The organism is Parasphingorhabdus sp. (assembly GCF_965233695.1).
Taxonomy (GTDB): Bacteria; Pseudomonadota; Alphaproteobacteria; order Sphingomonadales; family Sphingomonadaceae; genus Parasphingorhabdus.
On the sequence record NZ_OZ247497.1, the window covers coordinates 1098362 to 1111988 of the forward strand.

Genomic DNA, 13627 nt, shown 5'->3' on the forward strand with positions numbered 1-13627 from the left:
ATCATGAAGACACAGCGGTGAAAGCAAACTCGTGAAAGTCAAAGACAAGGACATTGTACAACGCTTTCACGCCGCCCCCGATGCGGTGCGACTGGCCGTGTTGTGCGGCCCCAATGCCACCCGGTGTCAGGCTTTGGCCAATGAACTGGCTGCCCCGTTCGCCCAATCGGCCGAGCGGGTTGATCTGACGATTGCCGACCTGACCGAAAGCGCTGCCCGGTTGAATGATGAAGCCACGTCAGCCTCTTTGTTCGGCGACAAGAGATTCATCATGGTGCGGCTCAACAGCGGTGAAGCGGTGCGTGCCACAACTGCCATAGAAACGCTGCTGGAAAGTGATACCAAAGGCGATCCCGTCTTTATTGTCGCCGTAGGCATGGCGGACAAGACCGCCTTGGCCAAAAAAATTGCCGCTGCGCCCGATGCACTGATTGCTACCTGCTATGAAACCACGCAGGGCGACGCCGTGGCCGCCATAACCGGCATGGCGCGCAACGAAGGGGTCAGGATGTCGCGCGATATGGCTGCCGCCATCGCCGCGCTGACCAGCAATGATCTCGTCCTGGCCAGACTGGAAGTGGAGAAAATTGCGCTATACCTCGATGCGACGCCGGATAGTCCGCAGGACGCCGAGGCGGAATTGCTGGCACTGCTCGGTGCCGAAAATGATGAGGAAGATCTCGGCTTGCTGATCAATGCAGCCATTGGCGGTGATACCCGAAAATTGACGGAGGAACTGGCGGCGGTGAGCCCCACCGGCTTTAGCGAAGTTGGCCTGATCCGCCTCATGCTGCGCCATCTGACCAAACTCGCCGAACTGCGCACCAAAGCCGATCAGGGGTCGAATATCGGCAAATTGGTCAATCATCCCAGCGTGTTCTGGAAAGACCGCGACAATTATGCGCGGCAGCTGAATATCTGGTCATCGGCCCATATTGGCCGGCTTATTGAACGAATATTGGCGCTGGAAATTGCTCTCAAAAGCAGCGGTCAGCCGGAACATGTGCTGGTCGAACAGGAATTGCTGACCATCGCCAGAAAGGCCGCGCGTTTGCGCTGACCCCGACTATGGCCCTGACTTTGGCCCTGACTATTCGTAATCTGCGGTAATCGCGATCCGGCCGCGAAACTGACCGCTGGCATTGCCGGTCACGCGCAATCGGCCGCCAAAGGAAAAGGTCAATCGCCCATCGCCGCCCAGCCGCGCCTGCGCCGGAAGATCAGTGTCCAGCTTGGCCAGCTCGGCAGTAGCGCCATTAGGCGCGCTGAGGATGATCCGTTCGGGCAATTGCACACGCACCAGCCGGCCCGGCGCGCCAGTCAGACGGCCTTCACCGTGCAGCGATAATCCGCCCAGATCAGTCAAAGCGCCGCTAATCCGGCGTTGCCCCGATTGCGGATCGAGTTCCACCTCGCCGCCTGCCCGATTGAGCAGCGCCAGGCGCGAAAAATCCAGATTGGCGGTGATCTCTATATTTAACGGTATTTCGTTTTGCTCCGGCGCACGGTTAGATGACAAAGTGGAGCTATCGGTCGCGCAAAGGCGGCATTGCGCTGCGACGCTTTGCGGCAGGCTGATCGCACAGGCCATCAGCAACGCAAGCAGGCCCCGGAAATACGGCCGATATTTTAAGCAGAAAATCACAACCAATGTATTTTGCCGCAAAGCCCTGAAAAAATGGTTAATATTTTGTGAGCAGGGCCTGGCCGGCTTTCCTACAGAAATATTTTTATGTTAGTAACATGCCGGGCGATGACAGGCTGGCTCTTGTCAATATTCGCCGGAATCTGCCATTCCCGTCTGCTTGGCCGAAAATGTCAAATGTAGATATTCAGTGCAAACAGGCTGTGATGTGTGTGAACTTTGAACGGACAATGCGACACTTCGATACAATCAAAAAAAAGATGTCGCCTCCTTATGCCTCGGGAAGTGGTAATCATTGCGACACCTGGTTCGCCCCGGAACAGGGTGTGAACCGTGTGAACTTTGGCCATGCTCCGCTTGACGTCAGGGTCTTTCCACCCCATTTTAGCGCCATGGAAAAAATCACTCTCAGCGCCCAGGAATGGCGCGACAAACTCACCCCGGAACAATATCATGTCCTGCGCGAAGCAGGAACGGAGCGCGCCTTTACCGGCAAGCTCAACGCGGAAAAACGTGACGGCGAGTTTTTTTGTGCCGGGTGCGGGACCAAATTATTTGATGCGACAAAAAAATTCGACAGCGGTTGCGGATGGCCCAGCTTTACCGAACCCGCCGAGGCAGATGCCGTTACCGAAATCGAGGACCTTAGCCACGGAATGCGCCGTATCGAGGTGCGCTGCACCGGCTGTGACGGGCATCTGGGCCATGTTTTCCCCGATGGTCCAGCCGCCAATGGCCTGCGCTATTGCATGAACAGCGCCGCGCTTGAATTTGAACCGAAGGACAGTTGAAGATTTTGCTGTCCTACATCGTTCAGCCTGCAGTAAGACGATAAAACGCTAAACACACGCTGAGTAAGCGTATCGTGAATGGGACAATATGGCGCGGGGCAAAAAACGCAGTAAACAGTCAGGACCGGTCCGAAAGTGGTTTTCCCGGATCGTGAAGACGGGATTTGTAGTCGGATTGATGGGGCTTATTGCACTCATCGTAGCGGTTGCCGTCATCCGGTCCTCGTTACCTGGCTATGAAGACCTGAAATCCTCTCCCAATGGCCAGATGATCCGCGTCCTTGACGTCAATGGTCGCGAACTATTCTCCATGGGCCCCAGCTATGGTCAATGGCTGGATTACGAAGATATTCCGCAAGTCATGATTGACGCCATGGTGGCGGTGGAAGACCGCCGGTATGAAAGTCATCTGGGTGTCGATCCGATCGGCATCGCACGATCGATCAAGGTCAGGTTGGAACGCGGGCGCTGGGCGCAGGGCGGCTCGACCATCACCCAGCAGCTGGCTCGTAATATTTTCCTCAATAACAGTCGGACTTTTGGTCGAAAAGGCCGGGAAATCATGCTCGCTCTGGCTATGGAGAGCAAATTCTCCAAAGAGCAAATTCTCGAACTTTATCTCAACAAGGTTTATTATGGCGGCGGCGCTTATGGTATTGATGCCGCTTCCCGCCGCTTTTTTGCCCATGGTGCCAAAGAACTAAGCCTTGCCGAGGCAGCAATTATCGCCGGACTCGTCAAGGCGCCATCGCGCTATTCTCCGACAGCCGATGCGCAGGCGGCAATTGACCGCGCAACCGTTGTCCTGCGCGTTATGCAGGATGCCGGTGCAATAACGGCAGCACAGGCAGCAGAAACCGAGCCGACGGCGGTGAAAATGGCACCAGAACCCAGGCAGAACAGCGTCCGCTATTTTACCGATTGGGCGCTCCCGCAACTCGATCTGTTGATCGATGAAACGATTGAGCCGATTGAAGTGTGGACCACTTTGGATCTGGACATGCAACGCGCCGCCACCAATGCCATCCAGACCGGTGTACCCGCCGGTGCACAAGGGGCATTGGTCGCAATTGACCGGGACGGCGCGGTGCGCGCAATGGTGGGCGGTACGGACTATGTGACGTCCAATTATAACCGTGCAACCCAGGCCGTGCGGCAACCGGGCTCTGCCTGGAAAATATTTGTCTATATGGCCGCCTTGGAGGCGGGTTACACGCCAAATGATATGGTCACCGACCAGCCCATAAAGATTGGCAATTGGACGCCGCGCAACAGCGGCGGAAACTATGCGGGCGATATCTCGTTACGCAGTGCCTTTGCCTATTCCAAAAATACGGTCGCTGCCGCCATCGGCAATGATATCGGCACTTCCACGGTAGCGAATATGGCCCGGCGATTTGGTATCAGCACCACGATTGACGTTAATCCGTCGATGGTGCTTGGTACTTCTGATGTCAGACTGGTTGAAATGACGCGCGCCTTTGCCTCGATCAATGCAAAAGGCATCGCCATCACGCCCTATGCCATTACCAAGGTCAGTACCATGGACGGTAACGTCCTGTATCAGAACAAATTTGATGGCAGCCGCGTTCTGGTAGACCCCTGGGTCGCAGCCGGGATTACCGATCTCATGCAGACAGCGGTAAATGTTGGCACCGGTAGAGCAGCGAATATCGGGCGACCGGTAGCCGGTAAAACAGGAACGACCAGCAGTAACAAGGATGGCTGGTTTCTTGGTTTTTCTAGCGGGTTAACAACCGGCGTCTGGATGGGGCGCGATGACGCAAAACCGGTTCGCGGCCTGCAAGGCGGACGAGCGCCAGCAGCTGCGTTCGCAGCCTTCATGAAAGTTGCGGTAGCAAAGCGGAAAATCGAAAAATTTGATACTGAACTGCTATTGCCTGATTGGCAGCTGGAGCCCGATGAAGAGGAATTGTTCGGCGCGCCGGAGGACGGCATCTATGTCGATGAAAATGGCATGCCAATCGAAACGGGGCAGGGCCTGGAATATGATATGGAAGGCGGTGAGGCTGATGATGGACCACCGCAACTGGATCAGGGATGGATTGATTCGGTTTTGGGCCGCGGAGAGCCGGATGAACCAGAAGCCGCACCGCCGGCCAGGAAGACACCGCCGGGCAGACCTGAATCGCCCGACCAACCCAACGCGCCCGTGTCCCTCTTGCCACGGCCAGCAAACGAATAAGCTGCGTGTTACAACGGCCTGCTAGGTCTCGCGTGCAGGAGCGCCGATGAGATGCAGGGCCGCACCATGTTGTTTGAGCCAGCGGTCGGCAACACGGCGTTCACCCTCGAATATGCTGTCCAGTAAGGCATAAAAAGCCGGGCTGTGGTTCATATGGCGCAAATGGGCCACTTCATGCGCCACCACCGAACGACGCACCATTGGCGGGGCCATGATGAGCCGCCAGCTTAGCCGGATGGCTTTGCGCCCGGAACAACTCCCCCATCGCCGGCGCGCATCGCCGACGGACAGCGTCGGTACTTTCATGCCTGCGCGCAGGCAGTAATCCGCCAGATCATCCGCATAAACATCCCGCGCTTCGTCTTTCATCCAGCTGATTACCCGCGCTGAAACCCGATCTTGCGGGCCTCCAACGCGAATTTCACCGTCTATTTTCACTGGCTTGCGGCTATATTGATCAGACCAGCAAATGACATGTGTCTGACCGGCAAATGCCAATTGCGCGCCATCGACAATCGGTATTGGTGGCAGGGCTTCGGCAAAACGCTCGGCCAACCATTCGGATTTCGACTGAGCGAAGCGAAGCGCCTGAGCCGTGTTGACATAGCGCGGCATGGTCAGGCGGACTTCCGATTTTACCGTGTCAACGGAAACCGCAATTGATCGCGCTTGCGCCAATTTGCGAACCCTTAGCGGATAAAAGCGCCCTTCAAGCTCAATTTCCAATGCGTCCTGATCGACCGATGCAGATCGGGAATCAGAACGGCTTGTCGAGAATATGCTGTTCAATCGGTCCAGCTTCTACCTCCGTAATGACTTTACCCCGAATCGAATTTCCGGTGTCGTGAATGGTCTCGCGGTCCCCGGAAATCAGATAATGCCATTCGGGAAGCGGTAGACCACGAGCGCGCATTTTATAGGCACAACTATCCGGCAACCAGGTGAATTGGTCAAGTTTTCCGCGAGTCAAACGAACACAATCCGGAACATAATAGCGGCGACGGCGATAGTCACCGCACTGCGCGCTTTGTGTATCGAGCAATTTGCACGCGATGTTGGTCATGTAAATTTTGCCGTCATCCTCATCCTCGGCTTTAAGCAAACAGCATTTGCCACAACCATCGCATAAGGCCTCCCACTGAGCGCGATCCAGCGTGTCGAGCGGTTGCTCCCAGAAAGGCGGCTGATCGGCTATTGCGTCCACCGCTTGATTTCATCCGCGACTTGCTGGGGTGTCCCGTCATAGGGCAGCAACGCAATCGGCTCACCTTCCGGACCAAATAAATAGCCCTGGCGGCTGTGGTCGACCAGATAGTCGCTGAAACCCTCGGCCTCGCGTTTGTTGTAAATGATCAGATATTTCTTCGCAACCGCGGCAATTTCATCAACACTACCGGTCAGACCTATCAAACGGGGGTGAAAATTATCGACATATTGCTTCAGCTGTTCCGGACCATCACGCTCTGGATCAATGGAAATGAAGATGGGCTGGATCTTCTCCGCCATTGCCGGATCTTCTTTCTCCGCAAGGGTAAGGCCGTTCATCAAATTGGCGAGATCAATCGGGCATACATCCGGACAATAGGTGAAACCGAAATATATAATGCGATATTTGCCGGCAAAGTCCGTATCAGAGATTTTCTCGCCATCCTGATTGGTCAGCGTAAAACCCCCACCAATCGCTGCACCAGCAAGTGGTGGTTCTTCGGTAGCACTATCCGAAGAAGCCGGGTTGCAGGCAGACAACAGGCTGATTACAAGGATCGTGGAAACGGCAGATAGGAAATTGTTCATCATGCGGCCAGACATGGTCTGCTAGAAAACAATATTCAACCGATAATTGACGGATTCTATCGGCAGATGACGATCTGGCCGACAAATTGAGATAGGGTGATATTCATGGCTTGGGGCAGTGGTAAAATTTCTAGGATGGCAAACCGGGACAATCGGAAATCTAGCGCCAAAAAATTTATTGTCGGGTTGGTTGCCATAATGTCATTGATGGTTCCGGGACTGGCGACAGCACAATTCTCGAGCAGCTATAATTTCCTCAAGGCAGTGAAAGACCGCGACGGTACTGAAGCTACCAAATTCTTGAATGAACCGGGCACTGTAATCGTCAATACGCGCGATATCACTACCGGAGAAACCGCGTTGCACATCGTTGTTGGGCGGCGGGATGCTACCTGGCTCGGTTTTTTGTTGCAAAAAGGGGCTAATCCCAATCTTAGGGATAAACAGGGAACGTCACCGCTGATGCTTGCCGCTCAATTGCGCTTTGTCGAAGGAGCAAGGATATTATTGGCCCAAAATGCCGATGTTAATCAGACTAATAACCAAGGTGAAACGGCTTTGATTCGTGCTGTACAGCTGCGGGACTCCGAAATGACAAGGCTCCTTTTGAAAAATGGGGCGGACGCCGATCGCCCGGACACGTTGGCAGGGCTATCTGCGCGTGACTATGCAACGCGCGACCGGCGAGCTGCCAATATATTAAATGAAATTGAAAAATCCGACGCCGAGAAAAAGCCGAAATCCGAAGGCCGGTTTTTCGGCCCTGAGGGATAGAGACACAGTCGCTCGATACGCGTGGTTTAGTAAAATTCTCGCGCCTCGGGGTCAATCCAGCCATTTAGGACGGACAATCGCTGCATAGAACGCCGGGCCAATCGCATGGTTTCCGCTTTGCGCCGTGCGGGTGCCAGGGCATGGGTGGCCGCAGGTCGGACCATTTCTGCGTCATACGCATCGGCGATTATCAAACCCGCTCGCTCCGGCAGAAAATCAGAGCGGCCCAATGGAGCAATGTCGAGATCACCAGGAACCGCCCAGTAAAAACGATCACAAAATTCCAGATATTCCGTCCATTTGTCGTCACCCAGTAAATCCCCCCGCGCGACTTTTATTTCCACGATAACAATCTGCCCCTTGGCATCGACTCCCATCAAGTCTGCGCGCCGTCGGTTCGGCAAGCTGACTTCCGATAATAGCATGATGTCATGTCTGGAAAAAAGCCTCGCCACCCCCCGAGCAACCGCAGCAGCGCCAATTAACGGCGCAACAACATCTCCCATCTGACCAGTGTTGGTCGTTAAACGAGTTGTGGGCACGGCCGAATCATTTTCTTCAATCATCATTACAAAAGTTTAGAACATAAACAGAACAAAATAAAGAGATTTGTCTTTTCCGGCCAGGATCAGACCAAAGTTCACACAAATCACGCCCCGCCCATAAAAAATAAAGGCCCCCGATTGGGAGCCTTTACAAAGTAAATTAGAGATCAGCATTATCGATAGAAAATATGATTATCGATTGTCGCCATCCGCTTTAACCGCCAGCCCGGCGATACATAACGCGCATGAAAGAACAGGGCGCCTTCAACCGGACTGTTCCATCCATCGTTAACTGCGATTTTTGAAATCGCAACTGCGTTGCGCCAGTGACGATGCCCTTTGTCGATCCGCGGCATCTTGCCGTTACGGATGAAAGAGAACTGCTTGCGCTGATAAACTACGCCGCAAAGGCTATTGGGGAAACGCGGTGAAGCGGCGCGTGCCATAACGACGCGGGCAACTGCAAGCTGGCCAGCCAGCGATTCACCCTTGGATTCGAAGTAAACGGTTCCGGCAAGGCATTGCATCTGTTCATCCAGCGCACCGTCGACGGATTGCTGGCTGACAAGTTCCTTCAACGAACCGGCACCATTATCAACAAAATCAGCGGATACCGACATCTCGTTGGCTTGCTCTTCGTTCGCCAGACGATCGGCTTCGATTACATCTTCAGGAATTTCAGAGATAACTTCTTGTTGCTCGCCAAAAATTACTGGTGCTGAATTTTCATCAGATTCGAGCATTTCCGGGTCGATTACAATATCAACTTCCGGAACATCATCGTTCGCCTCGAGAGCGAAAGACGCGTCTGTGACCGCAAAAGTGGTCACCGCAAATAATGCAAGCGACATCGCACTTGCAGTTTTCAAAACCTTACTCATAAAACCGTTATATTATGCAGTGAGTCCAGTGCCGAGCAATGTGCCCGTAAATAAGCCTAAAAACCAACCAACAGCTTATCCCTGTTCCCTCCGTCTGCGTGTTTATCCCCTGTCAGTATTGACAATCCCTGAGGACAACCTTCGCTCAAAAGTTGGTCGCGAAATAGGGTGCAGTGCAACAAAGTCAATAAAATCAGGCTATTTCAGCGATGAGTCGTTCCCCATCCGGGATATCCAGTTCAATTAACCAAATATCAGGATCAAAACCGGTTCTTCGTTCCAGATAATTGTCTAAATCTTGTTTTTTATCAGTATCTTGCGGCCAGATTACATGCCAGGTTGATGGCCCTTCCAAACTCGGCATTCTCTCCAGGAGGCGCGGATCTCTACCCTTTTCGAGACATAATATCAGGATGGAACCAGAGATTCGGTCCCCCTTGCGCAGAACAACGCCGAAGCCACCTTCCTGACTCACTTTTCGAAGCAGAGACTGGACCGTCATCTCGGCAGACAGTCGCGGTTCTATCATTTTCCCTGCTTATATCCGGGCAACGATGCCAGCGGAATGTGCGAACGCATGAATGTTCCGGTACCGCGCGCTATTTCCTCACCCTCCTCATCGATAAGACGCGAATCAGCAACAAAAACACGGCGTTTTCCGCTCACCCAGCGACCCTCGGCGGTTACCGTGCTGGATTTGAGCGGACGGGTGAACAACACATTAAAAGCTGTGGTGAGCAAAAACCGGTCGGAAACCAGACTGTTTGCTGCATAAAAGGCAGCATCATCGAGCATTTTGAAATAGCTCGTACCATGCACCGCACCGGCTGCATGATAATGCCGTTCATCAACGTCGAAAGTGATACGCGCAAGGCCGCGTCCGGTAATTTCGAGATCTGATTCAAACAATGAGTTGATCGGCGCCGCCTTATAGAGCCGTTCCAATGCGCGAAAATGTTCGTGCGACCCGTCTGTGCCCTGCTGTGGATCGGTCCCCGCAACCATGTTCAAGCCGCTTGCTGGTCCTGTTGTCCCGTGAGCAGAACATAAAGCGCATCCTGGGACGCCGCACCACGCAACTTGGTCAGAGTCGATTCATCCCGAAGGAAACGCGAAACTTCGGCTAGCGCTTTCAAGTGATCAGCGCTGCCTTGATCTGGTGATAAAAGGCCAAAGACCAGATCAACGGCCTGACCATCATGGGCGCCAAAGTCAATCGGCTCCGCAAGGCGGATAAACAGGCCAACACATTGGTCCAAATCTTTAATCCGAGCGTGCGGAATGGCAACCGAGCCACCAAAACCGGTTGAACCGAGCGTTTCGCGATCTTGCAGGCGATCTATAACCACATTGGCGTCAAGACCGTAGCACTGCGACGCTTTTTTAGCCAAAACGCCGAAAATTTCTTGCTTGGATAAAGCGGTGTCGCTGGCGGTTACCGCGGCGGGGTCTATCCGTACTGACAAATATTCCATTTTTTCCTCACAGGCGCTCAAGCCTGAACTTTTACTACACAAGGCATCTTGGCGGGATAATTGCCGCCGGGCGATGCTGTTGATAACAAATCAGGTTCGCGCAAACTATGCAGTTTTCGACGAATCGGGGGGATTCAAATGCGAACCTAGGCGCTATTTTTGGGGTTCGACCCAACCGATAGTGCCATCCGCTCGGCGGTAAACCATATTATGGGAGCCAGTTCCAGCATTTTTAAATAATAGCGCGCCGGTATTGCGCAAATCCATCATCATCACGGCATCAGAAACACTCGCTTCCGGGATGTCGGTGCTCGTTTCAGCAATAATTGGCGGGTCTTGCGAAGGGGTTTCCTCTTCAACATCTTCATCTCTCGATTCAAAAACCCGATAGGCTGCTTCTTCCTGTTTAGCGGCATATTGGGCCTGCACATGATGATCATTTAGTCGCCGCATGTAACGGCGCAGCTGCTTTTCAATCTTGTCCGCGGCTTGTTCAAATGCCTGATGGGCATCTCCGGCTTGTGCTTCCGATTTCAACATCAGGCCGGTCATGATGTGCGACACGATATCACACTGAAAATGGCTATGCGGGGCTTTGCTAAATGTGGTGTGCGTTGAAATGGCTTTTGGAAAATACTTGTCCGCAATCGCATTCATTCGATCATCAACATGGGTTTGAAGCGCATCACCAGTATCCACTTGATGTCCTGAAACACGAATTTCCATATTATTTCTCCATTATGATTGCGCGGCAGTAAAACTATAAACGCTAAATGTCAGCCCATAGCGGGTCCTTTATCCCCTCCATAAAGGCTGCGTGACGGGCCAGTTCTTCGGCGCTGGCATTATGAGGGCGGGGCGCAATGAATTGCCGCCGCAAGGCGGCCTCTTTGCCAGAAGGCTGGCGCTGCTCCTCTGATTCGGAAATCCGGTCATCGGCCAGACCCAGGCCAATTTGGCGGCCGCCGGTCAGTTCAATGTAAAGCTGTGTCAGCAGCTCGGCATCCAGCAAAGCGCCATGTTTCACCCGGTGGCTGCGATCGATACCATAGCGGCTGCACAGCGCATCAAGTGATAGCTTCGCGCCGGGATGTTTAACCTTTGCGATTGCCAAAGTGTCCACCATGCGAAACTGTGAAATCGGTTCTCTGCCGCATAAAACCAATTCAGCATTGAGGAAGTTAAAGTCAAATTGGGCATTATGGGCAACCAGGTTGGCATCACCCAGAAAAGCGATCAACTCGTCAGCGCCATCGGCAAAAAGCATCTTGTCGGACAGAAAAATATCTGAAAGTCCGTGCACTTCTTCGGCTGCCTTGGGCATCGGGCGTTGCGGATTATAATAACAATGGAAGCTGTTGCCGGTTTCGACACGGTCGATCATTTCTATACAGCCTATTTCAACCATCCGGTCGCCGCTTTGGGGGTCGAATCCGGTGGTTTCAGTATCGAAAATTATTTCCCGCATGAATCTAATATCGGACTCAAATTACCGTTAGGCAAGAGAAGCTTTCAATTTTTCTATCGTATTTCGAACCTGCTGCCGTGTTTTTTCCAACGGCTGGGATGTATTGATGATAAAATCAGCCCGTTTGCGCTTTTCGTCATCCGGCATTTGCAAAGACTTGATCTTCTCAAACTTCTCAGCCGTCATTCCCGAGCGGCGCAAAACCCGATCGCGCTGATCCGCTTCGCTGGCCGAAACGACGATTACCTGATCCACTCCACCAGCTCCGGTTTTTTCAAACAACAGAGGTATGTCGAAGAGAATCATCGGTGCACCAGCATGCTGATGCAGAAATTCCATTCGCATCGCACCGACGGCAGGATGAATCAGGCCTTCCAGCTGTTTCAAAGCTTCGGCATTGCCCAGGACCGCGGCGCCCAATTTCTGGCGATCAACGCCATTTGCTCCGGTAGTTCCTGGAAACAGCGCTTCAATCTCTGCAACCAGCGCGCCATCAGGTCCTTGGAGGACATGGACTGCAGCATCGGCATCAAAAACCGGCACCCCTTCGTCGGCAAACATCTGTGCAACGGTTGACTTGCCCATTCCGATGGAGCCGGTCAAACCAATCATCAGAGGTTTGTCGATACGAGCGGTCATGCGAGGAGCAGCTTTCTCAGTTCATCATCATGTTCTACTGGCGGTGCCTGGCCAAAGAAGATTTCAAAAGCGACGGCCGCCTGTCCGATTAGCATCGCAAGGCCGTCAATTGTTTCGAGACCCCTTTTCCGCGCGGCGACAAGCAGGGGAGTCTTGATCGGAACATAGACCAGATCATAAACAATCGCATCATCGGGCAATCCGGACAGGTCTATATGCAGGGGATCCTGGCCTTTCATGCCCAGCGCACTTGCATTGACCAGCAAACGGGCAGAGGGCAGCGAGGATCCATGTTCCAAAGCCTGTCCTTTAAGGCCAAAGCGAGCAAGCAAGGCGGACGCCTTGAGGACATTGCGATTGATGATCGTGACAGAACCCACATCGATGCGGGATAAGGCGAACAAAACCGCCTGCGCTGCACCCCCGGCACCGATAACTATCACATCTTGTCCGGATAACGGAACATCGGCAATCGGTGCAAAAAAGCCGCCGGCATCGGTATTTGTGCCAAAAAGCGTGCCATCCCGGGTTCGCGCAATCGTATTCATGGCACCAATCGAGCTGCGCACCTCGCCTGGGTCTGACACATGATCCATGATCGCCAGTTTATGAGGAATTGTGACATTGCAGCCTTGCCAATCGGGATCATTTCGGCGGCTGGCAATATAGTCTTTCAATTCGTCCGGTTTCACGTGACATACACGATAATCTGCCTTGATACCGAGCTTTTCGAGCCAGAATTTGTGGATCAGAGGGGATTTGCTATGGGCAATCGGATCGCCAATAACCTCGGCATAGGGCAGAATATCGGTCATGATGGCATAACGCCTCTGACGCGTAAATAGTCGAGCAAGTGCAGCAACGGCAGACCCATGATAGTGAACTGACTCCCCTTGATATCGGAAAATAGTTGCGCCCCGCGCCCCTCTATCTCGTAGCAACCGACACAGTGACGGATATTGTTCCATTCGGCCGCAACATAGGAATCAATAAACGCATCGCTCAAGGATCGCATGGTTAGAGTCGCGATATCAATATGACGCCAGACTGGTGAACCCTGATCAGCAATTACCGCTGCGCTGAATAGCTTGTGCTTCTTGCCGGATAATTGTCGCAAATGTGCTTTTGCATCATCCTGGTCAGTCGGCTTGTCGAGCATCGAACCGTCTTCCAGAGCGAGTACCTGATCGCCGCCCAGCACCAGCCCTGGGCCAATGCGACGAGACAGACGTACCGCTTTTGCTTCTGCCAAGGCATCAGCCAAATTGCGCGCTGTCACACCATCGGCCTGCAGACCGGCTTTCAATGCTTCTTCATCAACATTGGGGGCGAGCGATTCAATGACAACGCCTGCCGCCGCGAGCATCGCCTGCCGCGCCTTGCTCTTTGAGGCAAGGATCAGCATCGGC

Annotated in this window: 18 protein-coding genes; 4 read left to right on the forward strand and 14 right to left on the reverse strand. The window is 53.3% G+C overall.

Annotated features, from left to right (window positions below):
• Positions 1–31 precede the first annotated feature (31 nt).
• Positions 32–1060, forward strand: coding sequence for a DNA polymerase III subunit delta (gene holA / locus ACO6S1_RS05120; RefSeq protein ID WP_422345247.1), 1029 nt, complete (start codon positions 32–34; stop codon positions 1058–1060).
• A gap of 30 nt (positions 1061–1090) precedes the next feature.
• Here holA and ACO6S1_RS05125 read toward each other — a convergent pair whose 3' ends face one another.
• Positions 1091–1591 carry a DUF4402 domain-containing protein gene (locus tag ACO6S1_RS05125; protein ID WP_422345248.1) on the reverse strand — a complete coding sequence of 167 codons (501 nt, stop codon included), beginning with the start codon at positions 1589–1591 and terminating at the stop codon, positions 1091–1093.
• A 446-nt stretch (positions 1592–2037) separates the two neighbouring features.
• Here ACO6S1_RS05125 and msrB point away from each other — a divergent pair, with 446 nt between their 5' ends.
• Both msrB and ACO6S1_RS05135 read left to right on the forward strand, forming a co-directional pair.
• The gene (msrB, locus tag ACO6S1_RS05130) at positions 2038–2436 is read left to right on the forward strand and encodes a peptide-methionine (R)-S-oxide reductase MsrB (protein ID WP_422346140.1); all 399 of its coding nucleotides are present in this window, start codon (positions 2038–2040) and stop codon (positions 2434–2436) included.
• 88 nt (positions 2437–2524) lie between these two features.
• Positions 2525–4642: a transglycosylase domain-containing protein gene (locus tag ACO6S1_RS05135; RefSeq protein ID WP_422345249.1), complete on the forward strand. Its 2118-nt coding sequence runs from the start codon at positions 2525–2527 to the stop codon at positions 4640–4642.
• A gap of 21 nt (positions 4643–4663) precedes the next feature.
• Here ACO6S1_RS05135 and ACO6S1_RS05140 read toward each other — a convergent pair whose 3' ends face one another.
• Genes ACO6S1_RS05140 through ACO6S1_RS05150 form a run of 3 tightly spaced genes read right to left on the reverse strand, consistent with a single transcriptional unit; the run spans position 4664 to position 6439 of the window.
• Complete coding sequence (locus ACO6S1_RS05140; protein ID WP_422345250.1) at positions 4664–5431, reverse strand: M48 family metallopeptidase; 768 nt, start codon at positions 5429–5431, stop codon at positions 4664–4666.
• Entirely contained in the window at positions 5400–5837 is a 438-nt protein-coding gene (locus ACO6S1_RS05145) for a YcgN family cysteine cluster protein (protein WP_422346141.1), read from the reverse strand. The genes ACO6S1_RS05140 and ACO6S1_RS05145 overlap by 32 nt, the downstream gene beginning before the upstream one ends.
• Positions 5834–6439: an SCO family protein gene (locus ACO6S1_RS05150; RefSeq protein WP_422345251.1), complete on the reverse strand. Its 606-nt coding sequence runs from the start codon at positions 6437–6439 to the stop codon at positions 5834–5836. Before ACO6S1_RS05150 ends, ACO6S1_RS05145 begins: the two co-directional genes overlap by 4 nt.
• Before the next feature lie 195 nt (positions 6440–6634).
• Between ACO6S1_RS05150 and ACO6S1_RS05155 the strand changes: the two genes are divergently transcribed.
• Positions 6635–7210 (forward strand): ankyrin repeat domain-containing protein, encoded by a 576-nt coding sequence (locus ACO6S1_RS05155; protein ID WP_422345252.1) that lies wholly within the window; start codon positions 6635–6637, stop codon positions 7208–7210.
• A gap of 26 nt (positions 7211–7236) precedes the next feature.
• Here ACO6S1_RS05155 and ACO6S1_RS05160 read toward each other — a convergent pair whose 3' ends face one another.
• From ACO6S1_RS05160 to ACO6S1_RS05205, 10 genes are all read right to left on the reverse strand, one after another.
• Complete coding sequence (locus ACO6S1_RS05160; protein WP_422346142.1) at positions 7237–7716, reverse strand: MmcB family DNA repair protein; 480 nt, start codon at positions 7714–7716, stop codon at positions 7237–7239.
• A gap of 212 nt (positions 7717–7928) precedes the next feature.
• Positions 7929–8624, reverse strand: coding sequence for a cell wall hydrolase (locus ACO6S1_RS05165; RefSeq protein ID WP_422345253.1), 696 nt, complete (start codon positions 8622–8624; stop codon positions 7929–7931).
• 205 nt (positions 8625–8829) lie between these two features.
• Positions 8830–9165, reverse strand: coding sequence for a DUF1491 family protein (locus tag ACO6S1_RS05170; protein ID WP_422345254.1), 336 nt, complete (start codon positions 9163–9165; stop codon positions 8830–8832).
• Positions 9162–9641 (reverse strand): PaaI family thioesterase, encoded by a 480-nt coding sequence (locus tag ACO6S1_RS05175; RefSeq protein WP_422346143.1) that lies wholly within the window; start codon positions 9639–9641, stop codon positions 9162–9164. The genes ACO6S1_RS05170 and ACO6S1_RS05175 overlap by 4 nt, the downstream gene beginning before the upstream one ends.
• A 2-nt stretch (positions 9642–9643) precedes the next feature.
• The gene (locus tag ACO6S1_RS05180) at positions 9644–10111 is read right to left on the reverse strand and encodes a PTS sugar transporter subunit IIA (protein WP_422345255.1); all 468 of its coding nucleotides are present in this window, start codon (positions 10109–10111) and stop codon (positions 9644–9646) included.
• A gap of 153 nt (positions 10112–10264) precedes the next feature.
• The gene (gene hpf, locus ACO6S1_RS05185) at positions 10265–10837 is read right to left on the reverse strand and encodes a ribosome hibernation-promoting factor, HPF/YfiA family (RefSeq protein WP_422345256.1); all 573 of its coding nucleotides are present in this window, start codon (positions 10835–10837) and stop codon (positions 10265–10267) included.
• Positions 10838–10880: 43 nt separating this feature from the next.
• Positions 10881–11579, reverse strand: a complete 699-nt coding sequence (gene dnaQ / locus ACO6S1_RS05190; protein ID WP_422345257.1) for a DNA polymerase III subunit epsilon — start codon at positions 11577–11579, stop codon at positions 10881–10883.
• A 27-nt stretch (positions 11580–11606) separates the two neighbouring features.
• Entirely contained in the window at positions 11607–12218 is a 612-nt protein-coding gene (gene coaE / locus ACO6S1_RS05195; RefSeq protein ID WP_422345258.1) for a dephospho-CoA kinase, read from the reverse strand.
• A complete protein-coding gene (gene aroE / locus ACO6S1_RS05200) occupies positions 12215–13033 on the reverse strand; it encodes a shikimate dehydrogenase (protein ID WP_422345259.1) in 819 nt (272 codons plus the stop codon). The genes coaE and aroE overlap by 4 nt, the downstream gene beginning before the upstream one ends.
• Complete coding sequence (locus ACO6S1_RS05205; RefSeq protein WP_422346144.1) at positions 13030–13623, reverse strand: Maf family protein; 594 nt, start codon at positions 13621–13623, stop codon at positions 13030–13032. Before ACO6S1_RS05205 ends, aroE begins: the two co-directional genes overlap by 4 nt.
• Between the last annotated feature and the right edge of the window lie 4 nt (positions 13624–13627).